The following is a 21,386-nucleotide window of genomic DNA, read 5'->3' on the forward strand; positions in this document are numbered from 1 at the left end:
CGAAAAAAACGTGCGGGTGGCGGTTTTCCGTTCCTGCACTTGGATTGCCCAAAAAAACATCACTAACAACAACCTACTGTTTTTAAACAATTATATTGGACAAGCCGGAGGCCGGAAAAAAAATCCGCTCCACGACAGGCCGGATTCAGTGCTGTCAACCCCACAGGTGGACAAATTATGGCATCCCTGTGTCCTGCTCCCCGGATTGTATTTTTGCAGGAAATATCAGCCGCCTTTTGCCATTCGTTCCTGTTTTCGTCCTGCGCCGGACTGTGTGGGGAAAAAAATATTCTTGTCAGCCTGCCACGGATCGGCAATGCAGCCGATATGCGTATCGTCACCTGGAATATCAATTCCCTTCGCCTGCGGATGCCGCTTCTCGCCCGGCTGTGCCAGGACACATCACCCGATATCGTCTGCCTGCAGGAAACCAAGGTGCCCGATGCCCTGTTCCCGCTTGCTGACGTGCGCGCCCTTGGCTTCGGGCATGTCGTGTTTCGGGGCATGAAGGGATATAATGGGGTGGCCATCCTGTCACGCCAACCCGTAACCGTGCTGGAGGATACGCCGGACTGGTGCGAAAAGGGCGACTGCCGCCACATCGCCGTGCGCCATGGCACGGGGGATGACGCGATTGACGTGCACGATTTCTACGTGCCTGCGGGGGGCGATGTGCCCGACCCGGTCGAGAACCCCAAATTCGCCCACAAGCTGGCTTTTGTGGAGGAGGCGCGCCAGTGGTTCTCGGCCCGCGCCATGCGGCGCACCGTGCTGGTGGGCGACCTGAACATCGCCCCCCTCGAGCAGGATGTGTGGAGCCACAAACAACTGCTCAGGATTGTCAGCCACACGCCTGCGGAGACAGAGCGCCTGCTGGCCTGGCAGCAGACCGGCTTCATCGACGCCATGCGCGAATTCGTGCCGCCGGATGAGAAGCTTTATACGTGGTGGTCCTATCGCAACCGCAACTGGAGTGCATCGAACCGGGGGCGGCGGCTGGACCATGTATGGGTCACGCCCGACCTGCAGGATGCCCTGCGCGGCATGGAGGTGCTCCGCACCGCCCGCGACTGGGAAAAGCCGTCCGACCACGTGCCGGTGCTGATCGACATCGACGCCTGACGGCCTGTTATCAGCAGATAAATTGACGGGCGCCGCCTTTTTAAACGCCTCACCCAAAACTTTTATCAATCCGTCGTTCAAACGCGACCGGGCCGCCCGAAACCGGGCGGCCCGTCACAATCCACGGTTCAGAATGAAACCCGTTCAGGCAAGGGCGCTCTTGCCGCCTTCGGGGTCGAGACGGTAGCCGCCGCCTTCCGTCACCAGCAGGCTGGCATTGGTGGGGTCGGGCTCGATCTTCTGGCGCAGGCGGTAGATATGGGTTTCCAGCGTGTGGGTGGTCACCGCCGCGTTGTAGCCCCATACCTCATTGAGCAGCACCTGCCGGGGCACGGGGCGCGTGCCCGCGCGGTACAGGAACTTCAGGATGGCCGCTTCCTTTTCCGTCAGGCGGATACGGCGGTTCTTGGCCGTTTCCTGCAACAGCTTGGCGGAGGGGCGGAAGATATACGGCCCGATGGCGAAGACCGCGTCCTCGCTGTTCTCGAAAATGCGCATCTGTGCGCGCAGCCGGGCCAGAAGCTCCGCAATGCGGAACGGCTTGGCCACGTAGTCATTGGCGCCCGCATCTAGCCCGCGCACCACATCCGTCTCGTCATCAGAACCAGTCAGGATGATGATGGGGATGCGCTTGCCCTTGCGCCGCAGGTCGGCGCAGAAATCACGCCCGTCCCCGTCGGGCAGGGATACATCGAGGATGATCGCGTCAAAACGCGCCCCCGGTTTCTGCAGCTTTTCCCAGGCTTCGGCGACGGAGCCAGCCTCGATCGCTTCAAATTCACCATCAATCTGTAGCTGTTCAACGAGCATCTGACGTAAAGTCTGATCGTCGTCCGCTATCAGTATGGGACGTGCTCCTGCCATCGAACCCTCTTTATCACTTTAGTCCCGGCCCTTTATCGAACCGGTCTCTGTCTTGCTGTTCATGCCCGACCCCATGACCAGCAGGCCCATGACCCGCCGGCCCCGATGCCGTATGCAGCCGGATGAGGCCGGAGATAACATAAATACGACCCGATCCAGAGGAATTCATGATACGCGCTATTTTGCAAACGAATACAGGGCTGGATGCACAACTGCATTGCATTCGCGAAATTATGCCCGCCATCATCGGCGCGGGCGGCGTAAAAACCCGTAAAATTGAGGGAGATCACGCAACACCTGCCGGTATTCTGCCATTGCGGCGCGTGTTCTATCGCGCCGACCGGGTGGCATCACCTGTTTGTCATCTGCCTGTCGAGCCGCTCTCGCCGCTCGATGGCTGGTGCGATGACCCCGCCAGCCCCGATTACAACCGCCATGTCACCCTGCCCCACCCTGCCCGGCATGAGCGTCTGTGGCGCGAGGATCACGTTTACGACATTGTGGTTGTGCTGGGTTATAACGACGCGCCTGTCCATTCTGGTGCGGGGTCGGCGATCTTCCTCCACCTTCCGCCCAAAGGCGGCAGGCCCACGGAGGGCTGCATCGCCCTGCCCGAGCCCGTGCTACGCCGCCTGCTGGCCGCAGGCCTTGCGGAAATCGAGGTCAGGCCGCCGGGATAGGCCCATCGACCACGGGCAGGCCCGTCCGGCTGGCATCCTCCTGCCCCGGCGGCATGAACAGCACGATGATGTCACCCTCCGCCGGTTCGGCCGGAATCGCATCCTCGGCGGAGGAAACCCAGATCGCCGTGCCCTTGCGGATAATCATGAACAACATGGCCGGGCCATCGGTCAGCCGGGTTTCGCTTATGGTTTCATCGGCAATATAGCTGCCAAAGCGCCAGCCCTGGGCGTAGCGGGAATCGATGAGCGAGAAATTCCACGCAGGCTCGCCCAGCACCTTGCCGCGCGAATCCCGGCTCAGCCCGTGATACAGGTCCAGCCTCGCAATGCCCGGACTGACCTGAAACACGCGCTGCCGCCCCAGATCAGGCGCCATGCGCGCGCAGACAAGGCCGTTATAGATGGCGTCCGGCGTGGTGGCGATCAGGTAGTCGGCGGGGCGCTCCTCCAGGCTTTCCTGCCCTTCGACCGAAAGCAGTTCGGCGCGCAGCACCGGCACGCCCACCCCCGCCGCCTTGTTGAGCGCAGGCGCATAAGTATCGACAAGCAGCACCGGCACGCCCCGGTCATGCACCACGCGGGCGAGGTTGGTGGACCATGCATTGGCGCCCATGATGGCCAGCGCCGGCTCATCGGACAGGGTCAGCTTGAGCGCGCGCGCCAGCGGGCGCAGCGAGAATCCATGCAGGATCATGGTCGAGGCGATCAGCGCGAACACGGCGGGCGTAATCATGTTGGCCCCCGCGTAACCGGCCTCCTGCAACTGCAGCCCCACCACGCCGGACACGGCGGCGGCCACGATGCCACGCGGCGCGATCCACCCCACAAACAGCCGCTCCTGCCACGACATGCTCGCCCCGATGGTGGAGAGGTAGATGCCCAGCGGCCGCACCACGAACATGACCGTGAATGTCAGCGCCATGATGGGCCAGGACAGCTCTGACAGCACCGTGCGCTGCAGGTCCGCCGTCAGCAGCACGAACAGGCACGAGACCACGATCACACCCAGCGATTCCTTGATGCGCTGGAGTTCCGACATGCCGGTCACATGCAGGTTGGCCAGCGCCATGCCAAACACGGTGGCCGCCATGAGCCCCGCGCCCTGCATGAGCAGGTTGCAGATGGCCGCAACCCCCATGGCGAAGGCCAGGATCATGGGAATGCGCAGGATCTCGGGCAGCAGGTCGCGCGCCGAAAGGAACTTGATGAGCAGGGCGGGAAAAATGCCGCACCCGATGGAAAACATGGTGGCGAACAGCAGATGCGGCCCGATTTCCACCGCTGCGAGCGATGCATCGGATGTGTGGCTGGAACTGATCAGCAGGCATTCGAGCATCAGTGTTGCCAGAATGGCGGCGATGGGGTCGTTCACGATCGCCTCCCACCGCAGGAAGGCCGCCACCCTTGGCCGCAGCTTGGTGTGCCGCAGCAGGGGCAGCACCACGGTTGGCCCCGTCACCACCACAATGGCGCCAAACAGCCACGCCGTGCCCCAGTTCAGATGCCCCACATAATGCGCCGCCAGTGAGCCGAGCACCCAGTTGATGGGCAGGGCCGCGGCAGTCAGGCGCAGCACGCCCTCGCCCGATTCACGCCACTGCCGCAGGTCAAGCGCGAGCCCGCCCTCGAACACGATGAACGCCACGGCCATGGACACGAGCGGGTGGAAATACGGCCCGATGGCCGTCGCCGGATGCAGGATGCCAAGCCCCGGCCCGCAGATCAGCCCAAGGGCGAACAGCAGCACGATGGCAGGCAGCTTGAAGCGCCACGCTACCCACTGGGCCGCAATGCCGCCGCCTAGCACGAACAGAATTCCAATTGCCAGGTTTGTTGCCTGCATTCCGATGTCCCATAATGTTGCACATGCCGCTGGCGCCAGCCTGCCGATGGATCATGAATGGGAAGGCCCCTCAGCCCCGCGCGCGGCACGCGCACACCCATCCCTGCGCCGCATCCATGATCCCGTCAGATTCGGCACATGACACTGTATATGTGCAACAATAACGCCCCAGGGCAGGAAACCAGAACCGGCCTGTCATAGATAAGCCAAAAATATTTCTTGCCGCAACAGAATACGGCGTGAATGTTAAAGACCCCGCAAGCGCGCTTTGACTTTCTTTTGTTGCGCTGACGCTTTGTTGATGGCTGCCTCCCCCCTACATGACGGGCACAGGATGCCAGAGAAAAGGATTTAGCTGGAAAACACCGCCTGTTTGAAAAGGCGGGCCTCATAATACCTTGAAATTATAAAATTTTCTGGCGAATCTTTTTCAAACGGCCTCAGCCCGCTTCACGCTGCATGATGGCGGCAAAAAAACCATCCGTATGGTGCTGGCGCGGTGTCAGGCTGACCTGTCCATCTGTGCTCAGTCCCGCGGGCAGGTCATCATCCGCGCCATCGGGCACGACGAGCGAAAAGGCCGGATTGCGAGCCAGGAAGGCTGCAATCTGGTCGCCATTTTCCTCACGCAGCACGGAGCATGTGGCATAGACCATCCGCCCGCCCGGCCGCACCAGGGCTGCGGCACGGTCCATGATCGCGGCCTGCTTTTCGGTCAGTTCCACAAGGTCCTGCTCGCGCAGGCGCAGGCGGGCATCGGGGTTGCGCCGCCATGTGCCGGTGCCGGTGCATGGCGCATCGACCAGCACACGGTCAAAGCTGCCACTGCGGCGGCGCGCCCAGCGGTCGCCCGCCACCAGCAGGTGGCGCTCGGCATTATGCACGCCCGCGCGGCGCAGGCGACGCACCGCGCCTTCCAGTCGGGGTTCGGACACGTCGCACGCCACGATGTGCCCACGGTTCTCCATGGTCATGGCCATGCCCAGCGTCTTGCCTGCGGCACCTGCGCAGTAATCGAGCACGCGCATGCCCGGCCGTGCGCCCACGGCGGCGACGACAAGCTGGCTGCCTTCATCCTGAATTTCGATCAGCCCGCTGCGAAACGCCGCGCACGACGTGATGGGCTGGCGGCCCGCAACCCGCAGCCCCCACGGCGAGAGCGCGGTATCAACCGCATGGATGCCTTCCCCTTCAAGGGCGGCCTGCGCGCTGGGGCGGTCTGATTTGAGCAGGTTCACCCGCAGGTCAAGCGTCGCCTCGCCATCCATGGCGGCCAGTTCGGCTTCCAGCCCCGCGCCAAAGGTCCGCTCAAGGCGGGGCAGCAGCCAGTCCGGCACCTCCAGCCGCACGGCGGGCGGCATGTCGGGGTGGAGCAGCCCCTGCCCTTCAAGCTGGTCATACAGGCTGCTCTCGGAGCCAATCAGCCCCAGCGGCGCGTACCGCTCACCGGTAAAGAGATGCTGCGGGTTTTCACGCGCATCCGGGTCGAGCGCCATCATGGCCAGCACCAGCGTGCGGGGCGTGACCTTGCCCCCCACGCGTTCAATCCACCAGTGCAGCCTGCGCCAGTGCCGCAGCACGCGCCACACGCGCGCCGATATGGCCCGGCGGTCGCCGCCGCCAATATAACGCCGTTCACGAAAGAAGGCATTGGCCAGCGCATCGGCAGGACGCTGCGGCGTCGCCTCCATTGCGGCAAGCAGGTCAATGGCGGCGGAAAGCCGTGCGCTGGGTGTCATGAATCAGGGAACCGTTATTGTGGGAAAGGCCGGCAGGATCAGTCCTGCCGGTAGTTCGGGGCTTCACGCGTGATGGACACGTCATGCACATGGCTCTCGCGCAGGCCCGCGCCGGTAATGCGGCGGAAGCGCGCGCGCTTTTGCAGGTCGGCAACAGTGGCCGAGCCGGTATAGCCCATGCCTGCACGCAGGCCGCCCACGAGCTGATGCACCACGGCGCCCATCGCACCCTTGTAGGCCACGCGGCCTTCGATGCCCTCGGGCACCATCTTGTGCGTGTCCTTGATGTCCTGCTGGAAGTAGCGATCCGCCGACCCGCGTGACATGGCGCCAAGGCTGCCCATGCCACGATAGGACTTGTAGGTGCGGCCCTGATACAGGAACACCTCGCCCGGCGCCTCTTCCGTGCCTGCGAGCAGCGAGCCGATCATGACCACATCGGCCCCCGCGCCGATCGCCTTGACGATATCGCCCGATGTGCGCACGCCGCCATCAGCAATGGCGGGCACGTCAAGCTCATGGCACGCGGCCGAGGTTTCCATCACGGCGGAGAACTGCGGCACGCCCACACCCGCCACCACGCGCGTGGTGCAGATCGAGCCGGGGCCGATGCCTACCTTCACGCAGTCGGCGCCCGCGCCAATGAGCGCCTGCGCCGCCTCGGGGGTGGCCACATTGCCCGCGATGATCTGGATATCGTTTTCGATGGCGCGGATGCGCTCGATGCTTTTCAGCACCCCCGCCGAGTGGCCATGAGCGGTATCGATCACCACCACGTCCACCCCCGCCGCGATCAGTTCGCGCGCACGGGCCACGCCATCATCGCCCACGCCGGTGGCGGCGGCGCACAGCAGGCGGCCAAGGCTGTCCTTGTTGGCCTGCGGGTACTGCACCGCGCGGTCCATGTCCTTTACGGTGATGAGGCCGATGCAGCGGTCCTCGTCATCAACGACCAGAAGCTTTTCAATGCGGTGGCGGTGCAGGAGCTGGCGGGCCTGGTCGCGGTCCACGCCGTTGCGCACGGTCACGAGGTTCTCGCGCGTCATGAGTTCATACACGCGCTGGGCGGGATCGGTGGCGAAGCGCACGTCGCGGTTGGTCAGGATGCCCACGAGACGGTTGGTCTCACGCTCGACCACCGGCAGGCCGCTGATGCCATGGCGCGACATGGTGGCATTCACTTCAGCCAGCGTCTGGTCGGGATAGACGGTGACCGGATTGACCACCATGCCCGATTCGAAGCGCTTGACGCGGCGGACCTGCTCGGCCTGCTGCTCGATGGTCAGGTTCTTGTGGATGACACCGAGCCCACCGTTCTGGGCCATGGCGATGGCCATGTTATCTTCGGTCACGGTATCCATGGCCGAGGAAATCAGCGGAATGTTGAGGGTGATCTTGCGGGTCAGCCGGGTTTTTGTCGAGGTCTGCGAAGGCAGCACGCTCGATTCATCGGGCACGACCAGCACGTCATCAAAGGCGAGGGCCTCGCGGATGCGGTCCTCAAGCCGGGGAGTCGATGTGGTTTGGGAAATGGAAGACATGATGCAGGGGCCTCGTCAGCAGATGGCGGCTACCCCGCGCCTCGGGTCACCGACCGTTGGCGCACCCTCTTAGGGGGCTAAGCGGGCGCTGGCAAGCATTACGCGCGGGCTTCGTGCGCTTTCTGCCCGCACGGGGCAAAAAAACAGCAGCCTGCCTGCCCTTACGCGCTCAGGCGCAGGCCGTCATACGCGGCCTCGACCCCTGCGGGCAGGTTGGCCTGCATCCATGCCCAGTCCATGTCCGGCCCCATATGGGTCAGCACCGTGCGGCGCGGCCGTATTACGTCGCGCCATGCCAGCACGCACTCCAGCCAGCCATGCGAGGGATGGGTTGCGCGCTGGAAGCAGTCCACCACCCATGTATCGACCCCGCGCAGCACGGCCAGGGCGTGCTCGTCGAGTTCGGCAACATCGGTGCAGTAGGCCATCGGCCCCGCGCGCAGGCCCAGCGTTTCGATCCGGCCATGGGTCTGGGCAAAAAACTGCACTTCCATCCCGGCCACAACCTGCGTGGATGGCAGGGCGATGGTGTTCACATCCAGTATGGGGCGGAAGATGCCTGGCGGCGTCCATGGGCGGAAGGCGTAATCGAATCGGGTGCGGATCTCCTCCAGCACCTCCGCCGTGCCATAGACGGGAATCGGGCCGTTGATGATGCGGTTGATGGCGCGCAGTTCATCCAGCCCAAGGATATGGTCGGCATGGGCATGGGTATAGACCACGGCGTCGATCATGCCGATGCGCTGCGCCAGAAACTGTGCGCGCAGGTCCGGCCCCGTATCGACAAGCAGGCGGCGGCCCGGCCCGTCATCGATCAGCACGGAGGCCCGGGTGCGCCGGTTGCGTGGCTCGGTGGGGTCGCATTCGCCCCAGTCCCCCGCCCCGTCCGGACCACCGAGCATGGGCACGCCCGCCGAACCGCCGCAGCCCAGTATGATCATATCCATGCCGTTATACCGCCTGTGTGAACAGTCGACCGAAATTGCGCGTGGTCATGCTGGCGAACGCCGCATCGTCCATGCCGCGCAGTTCGGCCAGCAGGCGCGCGGTATAGGCCACATAACCCGGCTCGTTGCGCTTGCCACGCCTGGGCACGGGCGCCAGATAGGGCGAATCGGTCTCCACCAGCAGCCGCCCGGCGGGTACGTCCTTCGCCACATCGCGCACGGACTGCGCGCGGTTGAAGGTGGCGATGCCCGAGAAGCTGATATACCCCCCCAGTTCCAGCGCGCCCCGTGCCAGCTCCGGCCCGGATGAGAAGCAGTGGATCAGGAATGGAAACGCCCCCCGGCTCTCGGTCTCGTCACGCAAAATGGCCAGTGTGTCGTCATCGGCCTCCCGCGTGTGGATGACCAGCGGCAGGCCAGTGCGGCGGGCGGCATCGATATGCACCCGAAAGCTCTCCTGCTGGCGGGGGCGGATGTCCTCCCCGCCATGGAAGTAGTCCAGCCCGCTCTCGCCAATGCCCACCACGCGGGCATCATCTGCCATGGCCGCGAGTTCGGCCCCGGTGGGGAGCGCCTCCTCGTCCACATGGTCGGGATGGGTGCCGATGGTGCACCAGACCCGCAGGTCGGGCGTATCAAGCGTGGCCAGCTTTTTCTGCTGGTCCGCGCGTGACAGCCGCGTGCCGATGGTCACCAGCCCGTCCACCCCGGCCTCGCGCGTGCGGGCCAGGACTTCGGGCATTTCCTCATCGGAAAAATGATCGAGATGGCAGTGGGAGTCGGTCAGCCCCGTGCGGGTCATGATGCCTCAGGCTCCTCATGGCGCGGGAAAACGCCCTCAGGCCTGGGCAGCACGCGGCCCGCGGGCAGCGGCACATCGAGGGCTGCGAAATCACGCTCGCTTTCCGCCACGCCAAGCTGTGTCAGCATTTTATCCATGCTGCCGGGCATGTAAGGCTGCAACACGGTAGCGATGATGCGCAGCGCATCGACCAGCACGCGCAGCACCTCGCCCATGCGCTCGGGGTCGGTTTTCCTGAGCTTCCACGGGGCCTGATGGTCGATATAGGCGTTACACGCGCGGATCAGCTTCCACACTTCTTCCAGCGCGTCGGTCAGGGCCTGGCGGTCAATCTGCTGGTGCATGATGTCGGGCAGAAGGCTGGCGGTGGCCAGCAGTTCGCGGTCCTCATCGGTATGTTTGCCCTGCGCGGGCAATTTACCTTCGCAGTTGCGTGCAACCTGCGAGAGGGTGCGCTGGGCAAGGTTGCCGAGGTCATTGGCCAGTTCGACATTCATGCGCGAGATGATGGCGCGACGGCTGAGGTCGCTGTCACCACCAAAGGGCATCTCGCGCATCAGGAAGAAGCGGATGGGATCGAGGCCGAAGGTTTTCACCAGGTCGCGCGGGTCCACCACGTTGCCCAGCGACTTGCTCATCTTCTGGCCCTCGATGGTCCACCAGCCATGCGAGAACACGCGCTCGGGCAGCTTCAGGTCGGCCGCCATCAGCAGCGCGGGCCAGTAAATGGCGTGGAAACGCAGGATGTCCTTGCCCACAAGGTGCAGGTTGGGGGGCCAGAAATCCCACCGCGGGGCCGTCTCGTCCGGGTAGCCCACGGCGGAGAGGTAATTGGCCAGCGCATCGACCCACACATACATCACATGCTTCGGGTCACCCGGCACGGGAATGCCCCAGTTGAAGCTGGTGCGGCTGATGGACAGGTCGCGCAGGCCCTGCTTTACGAAGCTCTTCACCTCGTTGCGGCGGCTCTGCGGCTCGATGAAGCCGGGGCGGGTTTCATAAAGTTCAAGCAGCCTGTCGCCGAATTTGGACAGGTTGAAGAAGTAGGACGGCTCCTTCACCCACTCAACGGCGGCACCCGTGGGGGCGACCTTCCTGCCGTCGGGTCCGTCGATGAGTTCTTCCTCGCCATAGAAGCATTCATCACGGGTTGCGTACCAGCCTTCATAGGCATCGAGGTAGATGTGGCCGTTTTCCTCGAGCTTCTTCCACAATGCCTGAGCCGCCTGCACATGGCGTGGCTCCGTGGTGCGGATGAAGTCATCATAGGAGATGTCCATCGTGTCGTACATGTCGCGGAAGTCGGCAGCGACCGCATCGGCGAAGGCCTGCGGCTGCATGCCTTTGGCCTCGGCGGCCTGCTCCACCTTCTGGCCGTGCTCGTCGGTGCCGGTCAGGAAAAAGACGTCAAAGCCCGCCAGCCGCTTGAAGCGCGCGATCACGTCGGCTGCGACCGAGGTGTAGGCGTGGCCGATATGAGGCGCCCCGTTCACGTAATAGATTGGTGTTGTGACGTAGTAGCGCCGTGTCATGTTTCACTCACCCGCGCAAGGGCCGTAAGGACCGCCTGCTGTTTATCCAGATTGAACTGTTCCGTTTCCGCGCGCAGCCGCATCATGTCCTGCCACAGCAGGGCCAGACGGGCCGGGCGCAGATCCGTATTCTGCACCCTGTCCGTGCTGGCGGCCAGGGCGCGTGCCTTGTGAGATATGGCATCACACAGCAGATCGAAAAAGACGCAAAAGTCATTTTCCCGTTTTGTGACCTGTGCGGCAATGTCATAGCCTGCCCCCTCGCCTGCCGTGCCCTCCATCACATCCGCCACCAGACGCGACAGGGCCGGACCATCACCGCCAAGCAGTTCCATCGCCTTGCCCGGCGCGCCATGCGCAAGTGGAATGATGGCCTCGATCTCCTCGACTGAAGGGGTATCAGGCATGGTGGCCAGCACGGCGCGCATCGTCGCTTCATCAAGGGCGGACAGGCCCAGCACCCGGCAGCGGCTGCGGATGGTGGGCAGCAGGCGGCCCGGCACGGCGGTGGTGAGGATCAGGATCGCGCGCTCGGGCGGTTCCTCCAGAATCTTGAGAATGGCGTTGGCCGCCGTGCGGTTCATGTATTCCGCGCCATCGACAATCACCACCCGCCAGCCGCCCTCGGCCGCCGTGCGCCGCAGGAAAGCGCCAATGGGGCGGATGTCATCGCCCACGATCTCGCGGCGCAGACGGTTGCGCTTTTCATCCATGCCGCGCGCAATCACCAGCAGGTCGGCATGGGTGCCAGCGGTGACGCGGCGGCCCACCGGGCTGTCATGGTCCTCGGCCCGCAGCAGGGCGCGCGCCATGAGAAAGGCCATGCTGGCCTTGCCGATGCCTTCCGGCCCGGTCAGCAGCCAGGCATGGTGCAGCCGCCCCGTGCGCATGACCGCCTGGAATTCCCGCCATGCCGCGTCATGACCAAGCAGGCGGCGGCAGGTGCGCGGATCAGGCATGGGGCAGCAGCGGGGTTACGATATCGCGCAATGCCTGCTGCACTTCCTGCGTGGCGCCACTTGCATCAATGCGGCGGCAGCGCGTGGCGTCGCGCCGGGCAATGGCATCAAAACCCTCGGCCACGCGGGCATGGAAGGCAGCGCCTTCCGCCTCGTAGCGGTCGATGCGGGCATCGCCCCGCCCGGCCAGGCGGGCCTGCGCCATGGCGGGCGGCACCTCGAGCATGCACGTCAGGTCTGGCACCACGGGAATCAGGCCGCGCAGGGTGGCGATCAGGCCCAGCATGGCCGGGTCGCCGTGGCTCAGGCCGTAGCCCTGATAGGCCTCGGTTGAATCGGTAAAGCGATCACAGATCACCACGCCGCCGCGCGCCAGCATGGGCGCGATGCGCTGCTCGACATGATCGGTGCGGGCGGCGAAATGGGCCATGACCTCGGCCCTAGCCGAAAGGCCGTGGCCGCCAAACAGCAGCAGTTCGCGCAATGCCTCCGCCCCCGGCGTGCCACCCGGCTCGCGCGTGAGGTCAATATCATACCCCTGCGCGCGCAGATATTCGGCCAGAAGCCGCGCCTGGGTGGACTTGCCCGCCCCCTCGCCGCCTTCAAAGGTAATGAACAGGCCCGCCATGGTCTAGCCATGCCCCAGCTTGCGGCCCAGCACCGCCGTGGCACGGCCCATCAGGCCAAGGCGCGGCACATCGGCACCCGCCACCAGCGGAATGCGGATCTCGGCCAGGCCGGTATTGGCGATCACCATCTCGCCAAGCTGCTGGCCCGCCGTGACCGGGGCCGCCACGGGGCTGCGGTAGTCCATGCTCACATGCACCCGGTTCTGCCAGCCATGCGGCAGGGTGAGCGTGACATCACGGGTAGCCACCAGCGGCACGGTGGGCGCCTGCCCCAGCCAGACCGGAGCATGATCCACCACAGCACCATTATGGAGCAGGGTCGCGTTCTCGAAATTGACGAACGACCACTCGAACAGCCGCTCGCCCTCGTTGGCGCGGGCATTGCTGCTGGGCAGGCCGTTGATGGCCATGACCACGCGGTTGCCGCCGCGCTCGGCGCTGGCGCACAGGCCGAAGCCACCGGCATCGGTATGGCCGGTCTTGAGTCCGTCAGCCACGCCCTTGACCACCAGCGCGTTACGGTTTTCCTGCGTGATCTTATTGTAGCGGAAGCTCTTTTCCGAGAAGAAATGATAGTATTCAGGGTAATCATGGATCAGGTGCATGGCGATGGTCGCCACATCACGCGCGGACATGTAATGCCCGTCCATCGGCCAGCCGGTCACGTTGAGGAAGTGGGTGTTGGTCATGCCCAGCTGTGCTGCCTGCGTGTTCATGAGGCTGACGAACTGGTCCTCCGAACCTGCCACGCCTTCCGCCAGCACGATACAGGCATCATTGCCGGACTGGATCACCATGCCCTGGATCAGGTCGGCCACGGCCACGGTGCCATTGAGCGGCACGAACATCTTCGAGCCCTGCATGCGCCATGCCTTCTCGCTGACCGGCAGCATCTGCTCCAGCGTCAGCCGGCCCGCGCGCAGCATGCCGAACACGATATAGGCCGTCATCATCTTGGTCAGCGATGAGGGCGGCATGCGCTCGTCCGCCGCCTTCTCCAGTATGACGGCGCCTGTGGTGTAATCGACAATGCACGCCCAGCGCGCGATGGTGTCGATCGGGCCGATCAGGCTGTTGGCGGGCGAGGATGCAACGACAGGCGCCGCCGCATCAACAGCGGCAGGCCCGGCAGGGTGGCGCCGCCGGGCCGCGGGTGCGGCGAGCGCCGTGGTCGAGAAAAGAAGGCTGGTGGCGCCAGCCAGAAGGAAACGTCGGGTGTGCATTGCGTCCTTGGTCCGGTAGGTGCCAGCCGCGCGCAGGACTGGCGTGACGGGAGCCGTCAGGTGATTTCGTTACCGAGCAGGCCCACGGCCAGCGCATAAAAATCGGATGGATTGTAGCGACGGATCGCGGCGAAATTGCGATAGACCATGAAGGCCTCGCCCCCTGGCCCATCGGGGCGCAGCACCGCGCCGGTTGTGGTGGGGTCGGCAAAGGGCGCGCCACCCATCTGGCGCACGCCCATGGCCATCCATTCCGCATGGGTGCGGGTGTGGGTGCGCCCGAGTTCGGATTGCGCCACGCTGTCGGGCACGGTGATTTCCTGCCCCCAGCTTTCGCCGCCCACCCAGCCCGAACCCGCCAGATAGTTGGCGATGGAACCGAAGATGTCGGGCATGGAATGCCAGATGTCGCGCCTGCCATCGCCGTCGATATCCACGGCGTATCTGAGGTAGGCGCTGGGCATGAACTGTGGCTGGCCCATGGCGCCGGCGTAACTGCCGGTCATGAGGTCTGGCGTGATGTCACCCGCGTTGAGGATGGCGAGCGCGTGGAAGAGTTCATCATGGAAGAATTTCGCCCGCCTGCCCTCGAACGCCAGCGTGCACAGCGCATCGACCACCGTGAATTTGCCGGTCAGCGCGCCATAGGCCGATTCCAGCCCCCAGATGCCCATCACGGCGCCGGGTGCAACATTATAGCGGGTCAGCACCTGCTGCTCGAGCACGCCGCGCTGGGCGGCGAAGGCCGCGCGCCCGTCACTGATCTTGCGCGCGCCCAGCACGCGGCTGCGATACTGCGCCCAGGTGAGGTGGAATTCCGGCTGGTTGCGGTCGCGCTGGATCACCTGCGCATTGGGCGCCTGCAGATCGAGCGCCTGCGCCACCGCTGGAGCGTTCAGCCCCTGCCGACTCGCCTCGCGCCGGATGGTGGCGAGAAAGGCGGCGTAATCCCCGCTGGCCGCCGGCGTGGCCGGGGGCCTGTGGCGTGCCGCCTGCGCGGGCAGCAGCCACGTAGCACCCGCTCCGGCAAGGGAAGCGGCAGCAGCATGAAGGAGGCGACGACGTACGAGCATGTCAGATGCTGTGCCACGCCACCACGCCCGTTTCAATCTCTGACTTGCACATCACGCGCCCTGGCGGGCAGCGCGATACATTATGCGACATAATTTCGCGTTTGTGACCATAGGCGAAGCATGCAACAAGAACGCCGGACGCTGCCCCGCGTTGGGCGGATGGCCGATCTTTTGTTTACCTGCCCGCATGCCGGGCCGACCAGAAGGCATGTTCTTGTCCAGCCACGGTTTATCCTGTCCGCCCCGCCCGGATGTGCAAAAGCGCGCTGCATGCCCGCATCGCTGACCGCCTTCCTTGCCACGGCGGGCGCCTCCCCCATCATGCAGGCGCTGGCGATCATTGTCGGCACCTTCATACTGGAGGATGCGGCCACGATCCTGACCGCCATGCAGGTGCGCACCGGCCATGTCGCCCTGTGGGTGGCGCTGGTGGCGCTTTATATCGGCATCGTGGTGGGCGACATGGGGCTGTATGGCATGGGCCGACTGGCGGCATTGTGGCCGCCCGCGCGGCGGTGGATCACGCTGCCCGGCGGCGCGCGCGAGGGCAAGTGGTTCGACCGCAACGTGTTCCGCATCGTGTTCATCAGCCGTTTCGTGCCCGGCGCGCGCTTGCCGCTTTATACCGCGTGTGGTTTCTTCCATGCCCGGTTCGGGCTGTTCTGTGTCGCGGCCATCGCAGCAACGCTGATCTGGACAACCATGCTGTTTCTCGTCTCGCTCCAGGTGGGGCAGTTCCTGATCGACCATCTGGGAACATGGAAATGGGCGGGCATGGGCGGTTTTGTCCTGACCATCCTTCTGATAAGCCGCATGATCGCACGTTTGCAGGGTAACGAGACCAGATGACCGACACCACCACCACCGTGAACGGCCAGCCCGATGCGCGGCCTGCCGCCCCCACGGTTTCCGCCTTCGAGTTCTGGCCCGGCTGGATCTTCTATACCCCCATCGTGCTGTACTGGATCCTGCTCGGGCTGCGCTACCGCGATTTCAGCCTGCCTACCGCCGCCAACCCCCGTATCGAGACAGGCGGGCTGTGCGGCGAGAGCAAAAGCTCGATCCTGGACATGGCGGGCGACGAGGCGCGGCAGTGGATCGCCCCTTACGCGGTGCTGACCACGGGCGAGAACGATACCCCCCGCGCGCTGGCCGCCATGGAGCAGGCAGGCCTGTCCTTTCCCGTCGTGCTCAAGCCTGATGTGGGCTGCAACGGCACCGGCGTGCGCATCATGCGTGATGCCGACAGCCTGCGCGAGGGCCTCGCCGCCTTTGGCCGCGGGGTACCGGTCATGCTCCAGCACCTGATCCCCTACGGGCATGAGGTGGGCATATTCTACATCCGCCACCCTGATGAGGCAGAGGGCCGCATTACCTCGCTCACCTATAAGGAGGTACCCTGCCTTACGGGCGATGGTCACTCCACGGTGGAGGAACTGCTCCACGCCGACCCACGCACCCGCCTCGTGCCGCACATCTATATTCCCCGCCTCAGGCCCCGCCTGCACGAAGTGCCGCCCGCCGGGCAGTCGCTGCCGCTGGTATTCGCGGGCAATCACTGCAAGGGCTCGATCTTCCATGACTGCGCCGCCGACATCACGCCCGAACTGACGGCGCGGGTAAATACGATCATGCGCGATATTCCCGATTTCCATTTTGGCCGCATCGACGCCAAGGCCCTGAGCCTTGCCCATCTGCGCGAGGGCAAGGATTTCCAGATCATCGAGATCAACGGCGTGGGTTCGGAAGCTACCCATATATGGGATGCGCGCACCACCCTGCGCGATGCATACGCCACGCAGTTCCTGCATTATGGCGAGACCTTCCGCATTGGCGCCAAGAAGCGCCGCGAAGGCTGGAAGAGCAGTGGCGCGATGGCCATGCTGCGCGCCTGGCTGCGCCAGCGCAGGCTCATGGCCGCCTATCCGCTCAACGACTGAGGCAGCGCGCCTGCTATATGCGCCCGTGGTCGGGACGTGTTTTTTTCAGTGCGCCGAGGCTCTTGGGCGCTGCCTTTTGTTCAAGGCGGAGCCGGGTGCTTTTTTCAGGTCATGGTAGCCAGTTTCACGAACAGATGGCTTAACGGGGCAGTTACGGCGCAGCGCCTGCATGCCGCGGATAATGCCAAGCAGGGTCGTAACGAACCACCACAGCCCCCTCATGCGCAGCAGCATGTAAACGCAACCAGGGCCGGGTGGCATCAGGCCGTATGAGGGGCGTTCCGTGTTTTTTCGGCCTGCGCGCGAAACCACGGGACCATGCGGCGGATGGCTTCCTCGATCAGGTCGGTCGCCACGGCGAAGCTGAAGCGGATGAAATGCTTTCCATCCACGGGGTCGAAATCCACGCCCGGCGCGGTTGTCACCCCCGTATCGCGCAGCAACTGCGTGCAGAAGCCGATGCTGTCATCGGTCAGGTGGCGGATATCGGCATAAATATAGAATGCGCCATCGGGCGGGGCGATATGGGTCAGGCCCATTTCGGGCAGGGTCCCGAGCAGCAGGTCACGATTGCGCCGGTAGGTGGCCACGTGCCCCTCAAGTTCCGCCCCGCAATCAAACGCCACGAGGGCGGCATGCTGGCTTAGCGCCGCGGGCGTGAGGAACAGGTTGCCCATGCGTGCGCGGGCGGCCTCCACCTTTTCAGGCGGCACGACAAGCCAGCCCAGCCGCCACGGGGCCATGCTGAAATATTTGGAGAAACTGTTCACCACCAGCGCCTGCGGGTCATATTCCAGCACGCTATGGGCGGGCTCGCCGTAGCTCAGGCCGTGATAGATCTCATCGGAGATGATGCGGATGCCGCGCGCGCGGCAGACCGTGACGATGGCCTGCATTTCCCCTGCCGAGAGGATGGTGCCCGTCGGGTTGGCGGGGCTGGCCAGGATCAGCCCGTCGGGTGCGGGGTCAAGGGCGGCTATGGCCTGCGCGCTGAGCTGGAAACGCTCGGCCTCGCCACAGGCGATCTCGACGGGTTCCATGTGCAGCGCCCGCAGCACGTTGCGATAGGCCACGTAGCCCGGCCGCGCCATGGCCACGCGCGCACCCGGCACGAAACTGACCGTCACGGCCAGCACCAGCGCGGGCGATGCGCCACAGGTCAGGATAACCTGCCCGGGTGCCAGGGTGACGCCATAGGTATCGTGATAATGCCGGGCGATGCGGGCCTTGAGCGCCTGACTTTCCCAGTACCCCATGGGATCGGTGGCGAGTACGTGCTGCGCGCGTTCGATCGCCGCGCGAGGCGCGCCGGTCGAAGGCTGCCCGAACTCCATATGGATGATGCTCCGCCCCTCGCCTGCCAGTTCATGCGCCAGTGCGCTGATGGTCATGGCATGGAAAGGATCAATCCGGGGCACAGTCATCACGACCTCAAGGCAGGAAACAGGGTTTCAGATCGTGCCTGCCATACAGGACAATACCCCACCACGTAAGGGCAGCCTGGCCAAAACCACGTTGAACGAAATGACATCCTACCAGGCAATGCGCCCTGAAACAGGCTGAAAGGCTGAAAGGCTGAAAGGCTGAAAGGCTGAAAGGTTCAGGCCACGAAGCCGTATTGCTGTAAATATTACATGGTCAGATCAAATAAAAATCATATGACGCGAGCCTGTCTCAACAGGAGGCAGGTCAGACCACCCCTGCCATAACGACAGTCTAATTGCCGGGCAGGCCACCATTGCCGAAAATATAGTTGCTCACCTGCTGCTCCAGGCTGAGCGGCTCGCGCGTATTTGTAATGACCGTGCCCGGCGCGATGCGGCCCGGAGCCTGCCCGGCCTCGACCATCAGGGCGGTATCGGCCGTGAGCGTGGGGCTACCGATTGAAATGGTTGTATCTTCCGGTAGCAACACGGTGCGGTCGAGTGTAAACCCCACATTGGCCATGTAGGTGGCGGGGTCGAGCGCGATGGAGGTGACGCGGCCCACGGGCACGCCATCCATGTCGACATCCGCGCCGACCTTCAGCCCGTTGGCCGAAACGAAACGCGCCATGACGGGATAGCGATCATGTGATCCGCCGCTTTGCGAGGCCCGGGCGTAAATACAGAACCCGCCCGCCACCAGAAGGACAAGCCCGCTGCATATGATCGCCCCACTTCTCTGCCTTGCCATGCTGGCTCCCTGCCCGCCTGTGCGCCACACCACCATCCCGAAAGCTGCCGCAATGCGGTGCGAGGGGAATGCGGCGCAACACCTTGCCTTATCTTTTCATTCTACTGCGTCATGGACGGGGGGACAATGACACTCCTTCAGGCTATCATTATTGCCATCATTCAGGGGGCGACCGAACAGTTCCCCATCAGCAGCCTTGGGCATGCGGCCATCGTTCCGGCCATGCTGCACTGGCCACTCGACCTGCATGGGGAGATGTTCCTGCCCCTGCTGGTCATGCTGCATCTGGGCACCTGTGCCGCCCTTCTGGTCTTTTTCTGGCGCGACTGGGTTGCCCTGTTTACGGGGGCTGCGGGCCGCCATGGCGAAACATGCCAGATGGACAGCATCCGCATCCTTGCCCTGCTGTGCGTGGCCACCATTCCCGCCGTGCTGATTGGCGGCCTGTTCGAGCACGCCATCCGCAACCTGTTCGGCACGGCGCGTTACGCCGCCGTTTTCCTCACCCTCAATGGTGTCATGCTCCTGGTGGTGGACCGCATGCGCGCCACCTTGCGGCACCACAACGACCGCCCGCTCGCAGCCCTGGGGTTTGGCGAGGCGCTGGTGATCGGACTGTTCCAGTGCCTTGCCTTCTTTCCCGGCCTGTCGCGCTCGGGTGCCTGCATTGTGGGCGGGCTGCTGCGCGGGCTTTCGCATGAGAATGCGGCGCGCTTCTCCTTCCTCATGGCGCAGCCGGTCATCCTGGCCGCTACCGTGCTCGAGGCGCTGAAGCTGCGCCATGCCCCGCCCCAGCCCGAACAGATGCACATGGCCATCATCGCCGCCATCGTGGCGGGTGTTGTGGCGCTGGTGTGCACGGGCATCCTCATGCGCTACTTCCGCGATCATGAAGACTGGGCGCTGCGCCCGTTTGGCTGGTACTGCATTGGTGCGGGCGCGATCGCGTTCCTTTACCTGTCGTTCTGACCAACCCGCATGGGCGCTCAGCCGTGACCCTGACCGCCATCGCTGAGCCCCATGCCGCCACCACCCGCGCCATTGCGCGGGCCGAGATATGCCCCCGGCGGCGGCCGCATGACAGGCGGCGACAGGGATGACGGGTCCGTCATCACATCCAGCCCCGAGACGGACGCCACATGCGACAGGCGCTCACGCGGGAGCGCCTCGGGGCATTCATCACGCAGATAGGCAATGATCTGTTCGCGGATCTCGCACCGCAGGTCCCAGCTCTGCATGGCCGAGCGCGCGCTGGCAATGACGCGGACGGTCATGACATGGGCATTGCAGTCAGCCACCTGCACGGCGAATTCCTTGCCATCCCACAACGGCGCGGAATGCACGATCTCGCGCAGGCGCTCGCGGATGCGATCCATCGGCGCGTTGAAATCAAGATGAAGGAACACCACTCCGATCAGGGCCGCCGAATTATGGGTCCAGTTCTGGAACGTGTTTTCAAGAAAATACGAGATCGGCACGATATGCCGCCGCCAGTCCCACACCCGCAGCACGACATAGGTGGAGGTGATTTCCTCCACCCACGCCCAGTCTCCATTAATGATAATGAGATCTTCCATGCGGATGGGCTGGGTCATGGCGATCTGCATGCCCGCGAACAGGTTGGTCAGCAGCGGGCGGGCAGCCAGACCCACGACCAGGGATGCCGCACCGGCGGAGGCGAACAGGCTCAGCCCATACTGCCGCACGGGCTCGAATGTCATCAATGCCGCCCCTATGGTGAGCAGGCCGATCAGCAGGTCGCTCGTGCGCCGCAGCACGCGCACCTGGGTCATGTGGGTGCGCAGCAGGATGTCGTCCTTGTCATCCTTGCCGTTGATGCGCTTGAGGTAGGCATCGGACAGGATGCGGGTGGCCACGACGGCGGCATAACCCAGCATGAGCACGAACAGCACCACCAGCGCGTGGGTGGTGGCCTGCATGATGTCATATGGCAGGCCCGACACCGGCAGCGCGGTGCCGACAAACACGATAACCAGCATGATGCGCACCGGGCGCTGCATGGCCATGGTGAACGAACGCACGAAGGCCCCACGCTTCTGCCCCGGTATGCGCACGATGAGTTTCGTGATGAACCGGCTGAACATTTCCGCCACCAGTCCGGCCACACACAGCATGAGGATGGAGGACAGCAGTCCCGGCAGCCATCCGAACAGGTGCCTGATCTGGGTCAGAAGTGTAAGGAATTCGGTTTTCACGAAGGATGCACAGCCTTTTTCTGGTTGTTGCCGTTTTGGGGGTGGGTCTGCCTTAGTACCCCCTATCGGGGAGATGTGCCAAATCCGGGGCTTTT

19 protein-coding genes are annotated in these 21,386 nt (G+C 64.2%); 5 read left to right on the top strand and 14 right to left on the bottom strand.

Annotated features, from left to right (window positions below; all coding sequences use genetic code 11):
• Nucleotides 1–327 precede the first annotated feature (327 nt).
• Nucleotides 328–1,122 carry an exodeoxyribonuclease III gene (locus CDI09_RS06305; protein ID WP_236944594.1) on the top strand — a complete coding sequence of 265 codons (795 nt, stop codon included), beginning with the start codon at nucleotides 328–330 and terminating at the stop codon, nucleotides 1,120–1,122.
• Nucleotides 1,123–1,266: 144 nt separating this feature from the next.
• On the opposite strand, the gene CDI09_RS06310 is transcribed toward CDI09_RS06305, so the two are convergent.
• Nucleotides 1,267–1,986 carry a response regulator transcription factor gene (locus CDI09_RS06310; protein ID WP_061273227.1) on the bottom strand — a complete coding sequence of 240 codons (720 nt, stop codon included), beginning with the start codon at nucleotides 1,984–1,986 and terminating at the stop codon, nucleotides 1,267–1,269.
• Nucleotides 1,987–2,153: 167 nt separating this feature from the next.
• Here CDI09_RS06310 and CDI09_RS06315 point away from each other — a divergent pair, with 167 nt between their 5' ends.
• Entirely contained in the window at nucleotides 2,154–2,666 is a 513-nt protein-coding gene (locus tag CDI09_RS06315; protein WP_205836659.1) for a L,D-transpeptidase family protein, read from the top strand.
• Here the strand turns inward: CDI09_RS06315 and CDI09_RS06320 are convergent.
• The 10 genes from CDI09_RS06320 to CDI09_RS06365 form a co-directional block, all read right to left on the bottom strand.
• Nucleotides 2,650–4,512, bottom strand: a complete 1,863-nt coding sequence (locus CDI09_RS06320) for a cation:proton antiporter (RefSeq protein WP_078524225.1) — start codon at nucleotides 4,510–4,512, stop codon at nucleotides 2,650–2,652. The two genes, CDI09_RS06315 and CDI09_RS06320, sit on opposite strands and share 17 nt — an antisense overlap.
• A gap of 440 nt (nucleotides 4,513–4,952) precedes the next feature.
• Complete coding sequence (locus CDI09_RS06325; RefSeq protein WP_078524227.1) at nucleotides 4,953–6,251, bottom strand: RsmB/NOP family class I SAM-dependent RNA methyltransferase; 1,299 nt, start codon at nucleotides 6,249–6,251, stop codon at nucleotides 4,953–4,955.
• A gap of 38 nt (nucleotides 6,252–6,289) precedes the next feature.
• Nucleotides 6,290–7,792, bottom strand: a complete 1,503-nt coding sequence (guaB, locus tag CDI09_RS06330; protein WP_078524228.1) for an IMP dehydrogenase — start codon at nucleotides 7,790–7,792, stop codon at nucleotides 6,290–6,292.
• A gap of 161 nt (nucleotides 7,793–7,953) precedes the next feature.
• On the bottom strand, nucleotides 7,954–8,739 hold the full coding sequence (locus tag CDI09_RS06335; RefSeq protein WP_078524230.1) for an MBL fold metallo-hydrolase: 786 nt from the start codon (nucleotides 8,737–8,739) through the stop codon (nucleotides 7,954–7,956).
• Nucleotides 8,740–8,743: 4 nt separating this feature from the next.
• On the bottom strand, nucleotides 8,744–9,541 hold the full coding sequence (locus tag CDI09_RS06340) for a TatD family hydrolase (protein ID WP_078524231.1): 798 nt from the start codon (nucleotides 9,539–9,541) through the stop codon (nucleotides 8,744–8,746).
• On the bottom strand, nucleotides 9,538–11,076 hold the full coding sequence (gene metG / locus CDI09_RS06345; protein WP_078524233.1) for a methionine--tRNA ligase: 1,539 nt from the start codon (nucleotides 11,074–11,076) through the stop codon (nucleotides 9,538–9,540). The genes CDI09_RS06340 and metG overlap by 4 nt, the downstream gene beginning before the upstream one ends.
• Nucleotides 11,073–12,035, bottom strand: a complete 963-nt coding sequence (locus CDI09_RS06350) for a DNA polymerase III subunit delta' (RefSeq protein WP_078524235.1) — start codon at nucleotides 12,033–12,035, stop codon at nucleotides 11,073–11,075. Before CDI09_RS06350 ends, metG begins: the two co-directional genes overlap by 4 nt.
• On the bottom strand, nucleotides 12,028–12,663 hold the full coding sequence (gene tmk, locus CDI09_RS06355) for a dTMP kinase (RefSeq protein WP_078524236.1): 636 nt from the start codon (nucleotides 12,661–12,663) through the stop codon (nucleotides 12,028–12,030). The genes CDI09_RS06350 and tmk overlap by 8 nt, the downstream gene beginning before the upstream one ends.
• Before the next feature lie 3 nt (nucleotides 12,664–12,666).
• Nucleotides 12,667–13,887 carry a D-alanyl-D-alanine carboxypeptidase family protein gene (locus CDI09_RS06360; protein ID WP_236944595.1) on the bottom strand — a complete coding sequence of 407 codons (1,221 nt, stop codon included), beginning with the start codon at nucleotides 13,885–13,887 and terminating at the stop codon, nucleotides 12,667–12,669.
• Between the two features lie 56 nt (nucleotides 13,888–13,943).
• Entirely contained in the window at nucleotides 13,944–14,960 is a 1,017-nt protein-coding gene (locus CDI09_RS06365; RefSeq protein WP_167370166.1) for a lytic murein transglycosylase, read from the bottom strand.
• Nucleotides 14,961–15,230: 270 nt separating this feature from the next.
• On the opposite strand from CDI09_RS06365, the gene CDI09_RS06370 reads away from it, so the two are divergent.
• Together CDI09_RS06370 and CDI09_RS06375 are read left to right on the top strand one after the other, a co-directional pair.
• Complete coding sequence (locus CDI09_RS06370) at nucleotides 15,231–15,809, top strand: DedA family protein (RefSeq protein ID WP_078524240.1); 579 nt, start codon at nucleotides 15,231–15,233, stop codon at nucleotides 15,807–15,809.
• The gene (locus CDI09_RS06375) at nucleotides 15,806–16,900 is read left to right on the top strand and encodes a D-alanine--D-alanine ligase (RefSeq protein ID WP_078524242.1); all 1,095 of its coding nucleotides are present in this window, start codon (nucleotides 15,806–15,808) and stop codon (nucleotides 16,898–16,900) included. The genes CDI09_RS06370 and CDI09_RS06375 overlap by 4 nt, the downstream gene beginning before the upstream one ends.
• 260 nt (nucleotides 16,901–17,160) lie before the next feature.
• Here CDI09_RS06375 and CDI09_RS06380 read toward each other — a convergent pair whose 3' ends face one another.
• Together CDI09_RS06380 and CDI09_RS06385 are read right to left on the bottom strand one after the other, a co-directional pair.
• Nucleotides 17,161–18,324, bottom strand: a complete 1,164-nt coding sequence (locus tag CDI09_RS06380; RefSeq protein WP_078524243.1) for a pyridoxal phosphate-dependent aminotransferase — start codon at nucleotides 18,322–18,324, stop codon at nucleotides 17,161–17,163.
• 292 nt (nucleotides 18,325–18,616) lie between these two features.
• Nucleotides 18,617–19,075, bottom strand: a complete 459-nt coding sequence (locus tag CDI09_RS06385) for an MlaD family protein (protein WP_078527642.1) — start codon at nucleotides 19,073–19,075, stop codon at nucleotides 18,617–18,619.
• 126 nt (nucleotides 19,076–19,201) lie between these two features.
• On the opposite strand from CDI09_RS06385, the gene CDI09_RS06390 reads away from it, so the two are divergent.
• Nucleotides 19,202–20,044, top strand: coding sequence for an undecaprenyl-diphosphate phosphatase (locus CDI09_RS06390; RefSeq protein WP_078524245.1), 843 nt, complete (start codon nucleotides 19,202–19,204; stop codon nucleotides 20,042–20,044).
• Nucleotides 20,045–20,061: 17 nt separating this feature from the next.
• On the opposite strand, the gene CDI09_RS06395 is transcribed toward CDI09_RS06390, so the two are convergent.
• On the bottom strand, nucleotides 20,062–21,291 hold the full coding sequence (locus CDI09_RS06395; protein ID WP_078524247.1) for a mechanosensitive ion channel family protein: 1,230 nt from the start codon (nucleotides 21,289–21,291) through the stop codon (nucleotides 20,062–20,064).
• Nucleotides 21,292–21,386 lie beyond the last annotated feature (95 nt).

This window comes from Komagataeibacter nataicola, from assembly GCF_003207795.1.
GTDB lineage: Bacteria > Pseudomonadota > Alphaproteobacteria > Acetobacterales > Acetobacteraceae > Komagataeibacter > Komagataeibacter nataicola.

Coding starts and splice junctions, on each gene's coding strand:
- CDI09_RS06315 (WP_205836659.1), top strand. CDS start 2,154: ATGATACGCGCTATTTTGCAAACGAATACAGGGCTGGATGCACAACTG.
- CDI09_RS06310 (WP_061273227.1), bottom strand. CDS start 1,986: ATGGCAGGAGCACGTCCCATACTGATAGCGGACGACGATCAGACTTTA.
- CDI09_RS06375 (WP_078524242.1), top strand. CDS start 15,806: ATGACCGACACCACCACCACCGTGAACGGCCAGCCCGATGCGCGGCCT.
- tmk (WP_078524236.1), bottom strand. CDS start 12,663: ATGGCGGGCCTGTTCATTACCTTTGAAGGCGGCGAGGGGGCGGGCAAG.
- CDI09_RS06385 (WP_078527642.1), bottom strand. CDS start 19,075: ATGGCAAGGCAGAGAAGTGGGGCGATCATATGCAGCGGGCTTGTCCTT.
- CDI09_RS06390 (WP_078524245.1), top strand. CDS start 19,202: ATGACACTCCTTCAGGCTATCATTATTGCCATCATTCAGGGGGCGACC.
- CDI09_RS06365 (WP_167370166.1), bottom strand. CDS start 14,960: ATGCTCGTACGTCGTCGCCTCCTTCATGCTGCTGCCGCTTCCCTTGCC.
- CDI09_RS06350 (WP_078524235.1), bottom strand. CDS start 12,035: ATGCCTGATCCGCGCACCTGCCGCCGCCTGCTTGGTCATGACGCGGCA.
- CDI09_RS06360 (WP_236944595.1), bottom strand. CDS start 13,887: ATGCACACCCGACGTTTCCTTCTGGCTGGCGCCACCAGCCTTCTTTTC.
- CDI09_RS06325 (WP_078524227.1), bottom strand. CDS start 6,251: ATGACACCCAGCGCACGGCTTTCCGCCGCCATTGACCTGCTTGCCGCA.
- metG (WP_078524233.1), bottom strand. CDS start 11,076: ATGACACGGCGCTACTACGTCACAACACCAATCTATTACGTGAACGGG.
- CDI09_RS06305 (WP_236944594.1), top strand. CDS start 328: ATGCGTATCGTCACCTGGAATATCAATTCCCTTCGCCTGCGGATGCCG.
- CDI09_RS06320 (WP_078524225.1), bottom strand. CDS start 4,512: ATGCAGGCAACAAACCTGGCAATTGGAATTCTGTTCGTGCTAGGCGGC.
- CDI09_RS06335 (WP_078524230.1), bottom strand. CDS start 8,739: ATGGATATGATCATACTGGGCTGCGGCGGTTCGGCGGGCGTGCCCATG.
- CDI09_RS06340 (WP_078524231.1), bottom strand. CDS start 9,541: ATGACCCGCACGGGGCTGACCGACTCCCACTGCCATCTCGATCATTTT.
- guaB (WP_078524228.1), bottom strand. CDS start 7,792: ATGTCTTCCATTTCCCAAACCACATCGACTCCCCGGCTTGAGGACCGC.
- CDI09_RS06380 (WP_078524243.1), bottom strand. CDS start 18,324: ATGACTGTGCCCCGGATTGATCCTTTCCATGCCATGACCATCAGCGCA.
- CDI09_RS06370 (WP_078524240.1), top strand. CDS start 15,231: ATGCCCGCATCGCTGACCGCCTTCCTTGCCACGGCGGGCGCCTCCCCC.